The organism is Streptococcus sp. ACS2 (assembly GCF_000525585.1).
In the GTDB taxonomy this organism is placed as follows: domain Bacteria; phylum Bacillota; class Bacilli; order Lactobacillales; family Streptococcaceae; genus Streptococcus.
The window spans coordinates 1-11846 of sequence record NZ_JALT01000014.1 but is presented as its reverse complement, the minus strand read 5'-3'; the positions used below and the strand labels follow the sequence as shown (position 1 = coordinate 11846).

Below are 11846 nucleotides of genomic sequence, written 5' to 3'. Positions count from 1 at the left end.
TGGCATTCCCTTTAATGCTTTTGGAGAAAGGATAACTCATTTTCCTTTTCATTGGTGCTAATGGAGTTGATGCCAATTATTTCACAACGCCAGATATGGAAGTAATGCGCAAAAAGCCTATGTTCTAGCTGATGCCTCTAAACTTGGTCAGGTTACCTATGCTAAGGTAGCCGAGGTTGAGAAAGTAACCATAATCACAAATACTTCGGAAGAAGAACTCCTGAAAGAATTAAAAGAGAAAACGAGGGTTATTGAAGTATGATTTATACTGTGACGCTAAACCCATCAATCGACTTCATTGTTCGTATCGACAAGGTAGAGATTGGTGAAGTTAACCGTATAGAGAGTGATGATAAATTCGCTGGCGGTAAGGGTATTAATGTCAGCCGTATTCTACAACGTTTAGGAATTGACAATACTGCTACGGGCTTCATCGGTGGTTTTACAGGACGTTTTGTTACAGACAGTTTGGATGCTGAAGGTATTAAAACTACTTAGAATGGTGAGGCTGTAATGGTATTAGGAAAAGTAAGTGATTTTTTAATCAAGCATCAAAGATTGTTAATGTACTTAAGTATTTTTGCTGCGTTAATGTTATTAATGCGCTTAGTGTATGATGATGTTTTGATTGACCATGATAATCCCATCGTTTTAGCAATCTTTATAGGAATACTAGTTCTTTGGACCCTAGCATCTTACCTTAATCGAAGACAGCATATGCTATCCCACTTTATCTTACAGAGTTCGAAACTTATTAACGTCTATGCTGTAGACTTAGATTATCGTTTTATTGCGGTTAATAAGAATGATATTCGGCTCATGGAAGAAATCTTTTATTTCACTCCCAAAATTGGTGACTTTCCAATGAATTATCTTAATAGTGAAGATGCTGCGCGTTTAAAAGCAAATGTTGATCGTGCGAAAAAGGGTGAAACATTTATATTTATGGATACTATTAAGACAGGCGACAAAACGCTTTACTGGCAAAATATGTATTCTCCCATTTATAACAATCGCCAAAAAGTGATTGGTGTTTCTTGTTTTGTTCTTGATGTTACAGAGCAGAAATTTCATGAACTTGAAATACAGAGGATGGCATACGAAGATGTTTTAACACGGGTTCATAATCGACGATATATTGAGCTTGCTTTTGAGGAATGTCTGACACGTAAAGAAGAACAAATTACGGTTATTATATCTGATTTGAATAAATTCAAGGAAGCAAATGATACCTTTGGACATGCTACGGGAGATAAGATTCTAATTGAATTTGGTGATATTTTAACGAAGATAATGCCTGAAAGTGCTGTAATAGCAAGGTTAGGTGGAGATGAATTTGCGGTTTTACTCCCTGGAGTTTCTGAAAATCAAGCTGAATTTTTAATAAAACTTGTTCAAGCAGAAATGACTCTCAAAGATATGGGGATTACAGCATCTTTAGGTGCTTATACGGACTCTTATCAATCACATAAAAACTTCGTTGATTTTTTTGCAATAGCTGATAAGAAAATGTACGAAAATAAAAGTCAGAAAGGAGAACGTCGATGATGTTTCAAGATGTTGATATTGTCATTCCTGCCTATGAACCTTATGACCGTTTGTTGGAACTTTTGAAAAATATTCGGGATAAGGAAAATCAGATGTTTGACATTATTCTAGTCGATGACGGTAGTGGAGCTGATTTTGCACCGTTATTTGCAATAGCGCAGAGTAACTATGCTTGTCATTTGCAAAGACATGCTGATAATAAAGGAAAAGGTCGTGCTTTAAAAACGGCTATTTCATATACTTTGGACAATTTTCCTAATGCCAAAGGAATTGTGACGATTGATTCTGATGGTCAACACACCTACGAAGACATGATGAAATGTTTGGCTGAATTTTTGCAACATCCTGATAGTTTGGTGCTGGGTGTTAGAACATTTGAAAAATCTGTTCCTTTACGTAGTAAATTTGGAAATTTATTGACAAGAGACGTCTTGGGGGCTATGACAGGTGTGAACGTTTCTGATACGCAAACGGGACTTCGTGTGATTCCTATGTCATGGTTGCCAAAACTCTTAACCGTGGAGGGTGAACGGTATGAGTTTGAGATGAATATGTTACTTGAGGCAAAAGAGGACAATATTCTGATTTGTGAAGTTGGCATTGCAACGATTTATTTGGATGAAAATCAGTCGTCGCATTTTGATGTGATTCGTGACTCGATTAGAATTTACAAGGTTTTCTTCAAGTACATTTTTTCATCATTGTTTTCCTTCTTGGTTGATATTGTTGCTTTTACGATTTTAATTTCTTTGTTTAATGGATTGAGTTTTAGTGCGGTGACGTTAGCTTCGATTTTAGCGCGTGTGATATCATCTGTTGTTAATTTCACCTTGAATCGTAAGGTGGTCTTTAAACGAGGTCAATCAAATAGTGCGATAAAATACTTCACTTTGGTGGTAGTACAGATTGTTTTGTCAAGTTTATTGGTAACAGTTCTAGGAAATGCCTTGACGACGCTGCCAATTTCATTGGTGAAGATTTTAGTTGACGGTACACTTTTCATTGTCAGTTATTTTGTGCAAAAACATTTGATTTTTAGTGGAGGTGAGAATGAAGACTAGTAAGAGGATACTCTATTTCGTTGCATTTGTAACGACTGCCTTTTATTTAACTTGGCGTTTGGTGGCGACTATTCCGTGGCATGATTCATGGTTTGCGCTGATCTTTGGGATTTTATTGTGGGGAAGTGAGGTAGTTTCAGCCATTACAGGCTACATTCTCATTTGGAATAAGCAAAAGGACTTTAAGCTTGAAAAGCCTGAGATTGCTAAGGAGCGTTACCCAGATGTGGATGTTTTGATTGCAACGCATAATGAGGATCCAGAGTTGCTTTATAAGACGATTAATGCCTGCACTTTTATGGAATATCCTGATAAGTCTAAGGTGCATATCTACGTCTGTGATGATACCAATCGTCTAGAAGTTGCCAAATTGGCTGATGAGCTTGGTGTTGGTTATTTTGGTTTGGCGGATAATAAAGATGCCAAATCAGGAAACTACAATAATGCTTTACGTCAGACGTCATCACCTTTGGTGGCGACATTTGATGCGGATATGATTCCTTATCGTGAATTCCTGTTGGAAACTGTGCCTTATTTTGTTGAACAAGTTGAGGCTTATGAAAATGGTGACGATTATGATAAGTCAAAAATTGGTTTGATTCAAACGCCACAAAGTTTTTACAATGCTGATATTTTCCAATTTAACTTGTTTTCAGAATCAACCTTACCAAACGAACAAGATTTCTTTTCCAAAGAAATTAATGTTTTCAATAATTCGCACGGTGCAGCGCTTTATACGGGGTCTAATACGCTTATTTTCCGCAAGGCGATTGAAGATGTTGGTGGTTTTCCGACAGATACCATTACGGAGGATTTCGAGCTAGGTGTTCGGATAAATGCGGCTGGTTATGTAAATTATTCGACGAAAAGTCCAATGGCTAGCGGGTTAACGCCGACAGATTTGAAGAGTGTCATCAAACAGCGCGTGCGCTGGGGACGTGGCGTTATTCGCAGTAGCTACAATATGAATATCTTCTTTAATCCCAAATTGACAATGGGGCAAAGAATTGTTTATATTAATGGCTATCTTTATTGGTGGTCTTTCTTTAGACGGTTATTGTATATCTTGGCACCGATTTTATATACGGTTTTCCATGTGCGTGTGGTGGTGTCAAATATCTGGCTACTGTTCCTATTCTGGTTGCCAAGTTTCGCCTTGACACGCTTGTCAATGCGAGAAGTCTCAAAACAATACCAAACACAGGTTTGGGGAGAAATTGTGGAAACGATTTTTGCTCCGTATTTGTTTATTCCCATGATGTTGGAGTCCTTTGGCATTAGCAATAAAAAATTTAAGGTGACACGTAAGGGAAATTATACGTCGTGGACGTTGTACCTTTATGCGCTTCCTTATCTTGTTTTATGGGGATTAGCCGTTTATGGTTTGGTGACTTTTAACTATGGAAAATTTGGTTCAGAGCTTTTTTATGGAAGTATTATCAGTTTTTGGTTGATTTATCATATCATCAATTTGACCTTTGCGATTTTCTGTGCGCTTGGTCGTCCGATTTATCGCTCAAGTGAGCGTTTTACTGTTGATGAAGCTATGGTTATTGAGGTTGATGATGATTCTTACCAAGTGAGAGTCTATGATATTTCAGAAACGGGGATTTCATTCTATACGGATTTACCATTGTATTTGCCGAAAGAAAAAGAACTGACGCTTAATTTGCAATCACGTGATTACCATGCGAGGGTAAAAGGTCATGTTGTTCGTGTTTTTGCGATTGATAATGGTTGGCGCTACGGCGTTCAATTTTCAGAAGTTCCTGAAGCTGATAAGCGCGAATTTTATCAGTACATTTATGACCGCATTAATCACAATCTTCCGAAGAAAAAAGACCCTTGGATGACAACATGGGATGATTTATTTGAGAACTTTAGTCAACGTTTCCAAAATAATGAACGTCCTGTTTCAGCCTATGACCAAGTAGCTTTTCCGAAAGTTCGTGTCAATGAAGAGGTTCAGGTTGCTGGAAAAAAATGCCAGCTTAGAAAGACAGATTATTATTACATGACATTTTCTGGAAAATTGACAAATCCTAAAAAAGAACCGAATGTCGCATTTACCTACAAAGATTTGCCAATTCAGTTGACTTTTGTGTCCTATGATACTGATAGAGACGAGTCGCTTTATCGAGTTACCAATTTAGCGGATTTGGATAGCTTACCTGCTTTTAAAGCCTTAGCAAATGAATGGAGAGGGAGAGTATGATTAGTATTGCTAGATTACTGTTGTTCTTTGTGATTACCATGGGGTACAATGCCTTTTTCCGTAATACTGTGAAGATGAATCGCCGTCTGACATGGGTGTTTACATTTTCAGTCATTACATTGGTATTGTACCTTGGTAGTTTGTTAGGCTTTATGTTGCAGACCGTGTATGCCATTTCTGTTTTGGGCTGTCTTTTGAGTCTTTACTATCTTTGGGCGGTATGGAAAAAGAAATATCGCTTTAGGAGACTTGATTATATTTCGCTTGGAATGATGGCTTATTTGCTTTTGTTTGGAATAACGCTCTGGCATTCACCGCTTTTACATTATGATAATTTTACGCATTGGGCAACGATTGTAAAATTTTTCCATATCAATAATGCTTTGCCAACACAACAGGATACGATTATTAGTTATTATACCTATCCTGTTGGAAGTTCACTTTTCATTTATTTTTTCACGACCATCGTAGGCTTTTCAGAAGGTAGTATGTTGGTCGGGCAATTCTTCTTGATTGCTTCCAGTCTTTATGCCATGTTTGCGGCACTTCGTGATGATCGACGTGTCTTAATGGTTAGCATGATTTTTGCTTCGTTTGCTGTTTTTAATACGTTCAACGTTGCTATTCGATTAAATAATTTGCTGGTTGATTTTCTGCTTCCGGCCTTGGCCTTGGCAGCCATAGCAGGTTGTTTTGTCTATCGTAATCGTTTCTGGTTTTTGTCGCTAAATACGGCGGTAATTCTTGGATTATTAAGTATCGTCAAAGTAGATGGACTTTTCTTTGTCGCTCTCGTTTTAGTAGTTTATGTGGTTTGTATTGTGCGTTTACTTGTTCGTAAAAGAGCACGTTTAAAAGCACTAGTGCTGCTCATAATGACCTTGCTAGTCAGCTGTCTTCCTTTTGTTATTTGGCAAAAGCATGTGACGGATAATTTCCCAAATGCCTCAAGTGCCAAGCATGCGGTGTCCATGTCAGAACTTGGTCAGGTATTGACTGGAAATCTGTCAGGCGTCCCACAAAAAATTATCGCTCTTTTTGTCAAATCGGTGTTTACGTTTGACAGTTTGGCAAGCAATGGAATTTTGATAATCAATCTGATTATGATGATTGCCTTTATTGTGATTGGCATTCGTTTGAAATATAAGAAATTTGTCTTGTTGACTTGGGGATTTGTTGATATTTCGATTGTGACTTACTATATTGGCATTTTACTCATGTATCTGACAGCAATGCCGACTAATGAAGCGTTAGAATTAGCAGGATTTGAGCGCTATGCTTCGAGCATCGTTATCTTTGCTTTTGGTTGTTTGACCATGGCTTTAGCATGGGTAATGGACAAGGGTCTGTATGAAAAAATCATTAGTAAACGTAATGCTAGGTCTTACAAGAGCTTATTTAATAAACGCTTGTACCAATACGCGAGCCTTGTTTTGACAGTTTATGCCATTGGAATGTTCTTGTCAGAAAATAATAGCATTGTTTACAATAACAATCAGGAAACAAACGAGGTCGCAAAAGAAATTCGTCAGTTTACTGGAAGTCAGAGTAATTCGTCAACGGATAGAATTTTGGTTGTAACAGCAGATAAGGAGAATGTAGATAATTATTTTGCCCAATATGCTAGTCGTTATTATCTGTGGGATGTCAATGTTGATGCCAGAGAAAATTTTGTGTCGGTTGACCAAAAATTTTTAGATTTAATGGCATCATACAGCGACAGCGCAACAAGTTATTACCTCAGCAATAAAAATATCGATACTAGAGATGATTCCAATTTAACAGACGATGACTTTATTGCACTCTTAAAAACGTATGACGAAGTCTTGATTTTAGATGACCATTATACGTTTAATGCCTTGACGAAAAAACTATTTGGTCGGACATATTCCCCAGGATTGTATAAAGTATCAGATATTCTTGCTGGAAAAGGGTAAGTTTTCTAGCTTTATCAAGCATAAGTCTTGATATTTCAAATAAAATATGCTATTACAACAAAAAATATGTAGAAGGAGGCGGGGTTTGTGACTTCGCCTCTTGTGGTGCTCAAAAGACTTTCTTGAACATTGGAGAGGAAGCTAAGATAAGTCCGTTTGAATTATCTGCTCTACTCATCACACAAAACGAGGTCCTCATAGGATGCAATCCACGTTCCACACACTCGACACTAATATAGAAAGATTTCATATCCACAAAAGCAATATCAGATTTTGGTTCTCGTAAATAATCAAAATAGCCCATTATCTATCTCTTTTATAGTTGTTTTCCCAATATTCCCTTTCTCCTTCTCCTATGCCTTCTGGTAGTTGCTTCAAACATTGTCCCATGCTTTGATATTTAACAATTTCAGTTATTTCAGCCAAAGAAAGTCGATGGGATGCTCTGCTAAAGTCCGTATCGGAGTAATCAACCTCTTCTATTTCAACTAAAATCTCATAATTTTGACCAAGATAATATTTAATTTCAGACGGTACTAACTTCTCTGATTCTTTAAAAAACAAATTAATATGACCGTTTGAAGACAACAATCGTTCTCTGATATTAGTTGATTTTCCAATATAAAAACAGACTTTTTCATCTTCTAAAATGGCAAAAAACTTATATACGCCCACAATATCTTTTTCCAAAATTTCTGAGGGGATAGTGATATTCCTCATTTTAGCTTTTTCTAATCTTACTTTATACGTCATTCCCATGGTATTCTCCTAACTTATAACTCTAATGGCATAAAGTCTCCTACAATTTTACCCACAATACGAGGGTTTTCATCATAAGGAATATAGATGTCCTTATAAGCCTTGTTAATAGAAACTAGGCGTAGCCCCTCTTTCTCACGGTAGACTTTCTTGATAAAGGTCTGAAAGTTCCATACTACAGCATATACTGCTCCATCATAATCAAAACCTGTCTCACGGATAAGAGCTACTGAACCATTTTGATATTTAGGTTCCATAGAATCTCCAGATACCCAAGAGGCAAAATCATGAGCTAGTTCTTCATTGAAATAAACAGTGTCGTAATTTCGATTATCATAAACTGATGTACCAATACCAGCAGACATTTTTTCGTATACATGGTACTCATAGAGATTTTCTGAAACTGATACTACTTGTTGAGTTTTCTCTTTTTGCACCAAGTTACGAGTATATTCTACTACTTGATCTTTACCTTTATTTGACAATGTATTATACAGACGAACAATCTCAATTTCTGTAAAATAATCTTTTGGGACGTTTAGAATCTGCTCCAACTGTTTCACTTTTTTTCTAGATGGTTTTTTTACTCCACGTTCCCATGCAGAATAGGCTTGATAACTGATTCCTAATCGATCTGCTATCTCCTTTTGAGTCATTTTTAGCTCTTTTCTTCGAGCTTTCAACTTTTCTGGTTGATACATAACTCCACCTCACATTAATAGTAATTTTATTTCTGCTTTTTTCCTTGCCTCTTTATCTGAGAATTTTTCTTTATCCCAAACATACGCAATCGACTTTCCTTTATTATAAATAAGCCACGTTTTTAAATTAATACATTCCTCCTTGATTTCTTTCCAGTTATCTTGATTCAATAAATCTGGGTATTCTTGACTTGTTACAAAACCTACATTACTAATTCTTTGCTTTATCCGATTAATAAGGGAAGGTTGAAACTGATGAAACTCCTTGATGATTTGCTCTCTAATATTATGAAACAAACGAAAAATGGAAGCGTTCTTCCCTTCAATATAAGCCTCAACTGCTTGTTTGATTTCACTACCTTTACCAGGATAATATTCCCGTAGAAAGTCTAAAAGACGAAAAAATAAAGCCTGTTTCGAAACTTCGAGACTATTTTGTATTTGATGGAAGGTCTCGCAATTATAGTATATTTTTGACAGAAGGACAATGTCAGGCATTAGTACTACAGCAGAAAATATATTTGCCTCTCGCTCTAAGATGTCCTCTTGATTATCTACAGACTCCGCAAAATAAGCCCCTTCATGATCCAAAATAAAGTGTCCTAACTCATGGCATAAAGTAAAATTTCGCTTTACTTTAGGATTATCCCGTTCATAGGAAAAACTTGTCCCTAACTCATCAACCACTGTTAAACCATGCAAAACTTGTTCCAAGAATTTTTTAGGCTTGTTATCATCATAAATACTGATTTTAAGGGATTTAACTACTAGTAAACTTAACAACTTTTATATATTTTACACTATATAGGACAGTAAATGGACAGTGACAGCATAATTGAAGAGTGAACAAAAAGAGGTATTTTTATACCTCTTTTTTGCATAACTATCTATTTTTAGAACTTAGTTGAAACACTATTGTCTACCCTTCTATAAAATAGAAAATCTACTCAAAGCTAAAACTTTTTTCACCCAAATTGACCTTAAAATATTTGAACCTCGTATCTGAATCTGGAATCGAGAATTCGAAGCTTTTTTTAGTTCCATTTTCCCATACATATCTTGTGTTAAACCGAAAACCAGAATAAACTTTATCATTTTCATCATAAAAATCAATGCTAATATCTATGTAATTGATGTAATGACCTGTAGTATTTTCAAAATCCCCTATGTAGCGCTTCTCTTTTCCCGATACACCTGTGACCTCTTCAACTACGAAGTTTTTGGGATCAAAAGTATCTACTAATATTCCGTAAACTCTATTAAATTCTTTCACAGCTTTACCAGATTTCAATATACTATCTAGAATGTTTTTATCCTGAACAGGAATTTCAACTATTGAGTTAATATCTAGAAGCAATTCAAAACGTTTATTTTGGTATTGATTCCATTCACTTACAAAAGTACTATCCACAAAATTTTGATTTTCTATCGCTTCTCTTTCATTCCTTTGGATGCTAATATATGTGTTAGCTAATCTCTTTAACTTAGGATTTTTAAATTTCCTATTTTTATACTGTTCAATTTCAATTAGTTCATAATCTATATAAGATTTATAGTCTTCAATTTCCTTTTCATCATCATCCTTTTGGGCATTAACTTTCCAACGTTCATCTAATCCTGTTGCCAATGAAGTTATGAATTCACTATCATAAGTCTTATTCCTGTTATCGATTGATTTAAATATAGATATTAACAAAAGTATTAGTAATACAGGTATTAAGGATACTCTTAGTAGTTTTTTTAGCAAAGTCCATCCTCCATTTCTATCGTTCTATTTATTGTATTGATGATTACTATCACGATTGGAAATAACTTTTAAGTGACAACGCAAGCATAGATACTTTTTTCTACCAAATTTCAATTAGGTGTATTTTTTGTTTTTAGTTCATTTTATCTTCTTCAAAGTGACCGACTCCACCTTCAACAACAAATATACAAGTTACATGAATACTTTCCCCTTCTTCACTATAATAATTACCACGTATTTCATATATTCCATCAGAAAATGATCCTTTGGGCAAAGATAAAAGTTTTGTTTTAAAATAATCAATATGCTCTCTCGAAAATGACTCGCTAGCGCTAGGATCAAGAGAAGCAAAAATACAATCCAAATGAAGACTCACTGCTTTACTCTTCATTAAATTTTTAGGTCTAATATTATAAAAGCCAGCCGCTTCAAAGTCTCCATTATCACGATTCATGATTGCCTGTGAAAGAATAGTAGCGTAGATTTTTTCTCTAGATACTGGCTCAAATTTATAACTATAATCAAACGTCACTGGCCTATCAAATAGTTTATTAATTTTATTGGCAACATCTTTTTTGATTTTATCTTCTTCTCGTTGAAAACCTGGTCTCATTTTATAAACATCTAACAAGAAGCTAAACTCGTTAAATTTAACAGTATCAAACAAGTCTTTTTCTTTGTCATTGAGCAATGCTTCGATCTTTATAGATAACGGAGGATAAAAATCTGAAATATGCTCACCATTAAATTCTCGTATATCTGCTCTAAGATTCTTATCTAAAAAATATCCATCAGAAAATCTCTCAGTATAATTCACTTCAACAACAGTACCGTGAAATGCTTCAATTTCTTTATATGTCCTAACTACTTTTACATTACCTTTAAGACCAAGCGATTTAAATCCTTGTACGACATTATTACTCCACTGATGCCCTTTTCCACAAAAAGTCACTACTATAAAGAAAATTAAGCTCACAATGGCAACTATTCCAATAATTATATATCTTTTCGACTTCATGTCACTGTTGCCTCCCACTGCATTAATTTATTTTTCAAGGTCCCCATTCCATAACTCGAACTCTTCTAAAATCATTATACTATATACAGACATTTTTCACTCATCTTCTTCAAATGAAGAATGTCACCAGATTAATAGGAACTAACTATCAAAAGTGAGATTTAAGTAAAACATCCTAGTCCCACATCCTTATAATTTTCAATTTTACTACTTTTTTATTTCGGAAGAATTAGCACCTATCCTCTAACCGTAAAAAAACGCTTTGCAAACTGCAAAGCGTTTTCGTTTATACTTTTAACTAGCGTAACTATATAGACTTCACAAGCATAATCAATCTTAGAAAATGCTTCTATGCTTCTTATTCTCTAATTAAACCTACTTTGATAAATTAAATTAAACAACCACTGAAGATTGATGAAGGGTTTTGGTTGAACATCAATCACAGGTTGAACAGTTTCTCTAATTTCTTTTTGGACTTTTCGTTGATTATACTTAATCTTGTGATAATGTTCATCAAAAGCATGTTGGACAGAAAAATTACGATTTAAAAGATAGTCATCACCAGATGCCGAACTAAAATATAGAGTATCACCTGAAAGACCTAATATAGACGTTTTCGTTCCTTTATTTCTAGTTATAGCGTACATTCCATCATCATCATAGCTAATATCTTCTATTTCCGGTGTGTAGGCCCAACCCTTATTCTCCATCAGCATAATGACGTCCGGATCTGTCCCCTCCTTATGAGGAATATGCTGAGCATAATAAACAGAGTTAAATTTTAAATTAATAAAGGTAAATAAGCTCATTCCTAAGACTGTAACCAACCCTATAAATAGTCCTACAAAAATCCCTAAAAT

10 protein-coding genes and 3 pseudogenes are annotated in these 11846 nt (G+C 35.2%); 6 read left to right on the top strand and 7 right to left on the bottom strand.

Going from position 1 to position 11846, the window contains the following annotated elements:
- Positions 1 to 47: 47 nt before the first annotated feature.
- The 6 genes and pseudogenes from HMPREF1517_RS10170 to HMPREF1517_RS02370 form a co-directional block, all read left to right on the top strand.
- Positions 48 to 262, top strand: a pseudogene (locus HMPREF1517_RS10170) (DeoR family transcriptional regulator); the annotation flags it as partial.
- A pseudogene (locus tag HMPREF1517_RS02390) lies at positions 259 to 492 on the top strand (PfkB family carbohydrate kinase); the annotation flags it as partial. The pseudogenes HMPREF1517_RS10170 and HMPREF1517_RS02390, both read left to right, overlap by 4 nt.
- Positions 493 to 513: 21 nt before the next feature.
- The gene (locus HMPREF1517_RS02385; RefSeq protein ID WP_037599187.1) at positions 514 to 1548 is read left to right on the top strand and encodes a sensor domain-containing diguanylate cyclase; all 1035 of its coding nucleotides are present in this window, start codon (positions 514 to 516) and stop codon (positions 1546 to 1548) included.
- A complete protein-coding gene (locus tag HMPREF1517_RS02380) occupies positions 1545 to 2609 on the top strand; it encodes a bifunctional glycosyltransferase family 2/GtrA family protein (protein WP_037599186.1) in 1065 nt (354 codons plus the stop codon). The genes HMPREF1517_RS02385 and HMPREF1517_RS02380 overlap by 4 nt, the downstream gene beginning before the upstream one ends.
- A complete protein-coding gene (locus HMPREF1517_RS02375; RefSeq protein WP_037599185.1) occupies positions 2599 to 4824 on the top strand; it encodes a glycosyltransferase family 2 protein in 2226 nt (741 codons plus the stop codon). The genes HMPREF1517_RS02380 and HMPREF1517_RS02375 overlap by 11 nt, the downstream gene beginning before the upstream one ends.
- Entirely contained in the window at positions 4821 to 6761 is a 1941-nt protein-coding gene (locus HMPREF1517_RS02370; RefSeq protein WP_037599184.1) for a hypothetical protein, read from the top strand. The genes HMPREF1517_RS02375 and HMPREF1517_RS02370 overlap by 4 nt, the downstream gene beginning before the upstream one ends.
- A 112-nt stretch (positions 6762 to 6873) precedes the next feature.
- Here HMPREF1517_RS02370 and HMPREF1517_RS02365 read toward each other — a convergent pair.
- From HMPREF1517_RS02365 to HMPREF1517_RS10555, 7 genes and pseudogenes are all read right to left on the bottom strand, one after another.
- Positions 6874 to 7065: pseudogene (locus tag HMPREF1517_RS02365) on the bottom strand (DNA polymerase); the annotation flags it as partial.
- Positions 7065 to 7520, bottom strand: coding sequence for a hypothetical protein (locus HMPREF1517_RS02360; protein ID WP_171963616.1), 456 nt, complete (start codon positions 7518 to 7520; stop codon positions 7065 to 7067). The gene HMPREF1517_RS02360 and the pseudogene HMPREF1517_RS02365, both read right to left, overlap by 1 nt.
- 14 nt (positions 7521 to 7534) lie before the next feature.
- Positions 7535 to 8221, bottom strand: a complete 687-nt coding sequence (locus HMPREF1517_RS02355) for a helix-turn-helix domain-containing protein (RefSeq protein WP_037599182.1) — start codon at positions 8219 to 8221, stop codon at positions 7535 to 7537.
- 9 nt (positions 8222 to 8230) lie between these two features.
- Positions 8231 to 8971: an ImmA/IrrE family metallo-endopeptidase gene (locus HMPREF1517_RS02350; RefSeq protein ID WP_227853304.1), complete on the bottom strand. Its 741-nt coding sequence runs from the start codon at positions 8969 to 8971 to the stop codon at positions 8231 to 8233.
- Positions 8972 to 9164: 193 nt separating this feature from the next.
- Positions 9165 to 9968 carry an FxLYD domain-containing protein gene (locus HMPREF1517_RS02345; protein WP_037599180.1) on the bottom strand — a complete coding sequence of 268 codons (804 nt, stop codon included), beginning with the start codon at positions 9966 to 9968 and terminating at the stop codon, positions 9165 to 9167.
- A 133-nt stretch (positions 9969 to 10101) separates the two neighbouring features.
- Positions 10102 to 10986 (bottom strand): hypothetical protein, encoded by an 885-nt coding sequence (locus HMPREF1517_RS02340; RefSeq protein ID WP_037599179.1) that lies wholly within the window; start codon positions 10984 to 10986, stop codon positions 10102 to 10104.
- Positions 10987 to 11351: 365 nt separating this feature from the next.
- Positions 11352 to 11846: hypothetical protein (locus HMPREF1517_RS10555; protein ID WP_198017474.1), on the bottom strand; the 495-nt coding region annotated here is incomplete at its 5' end.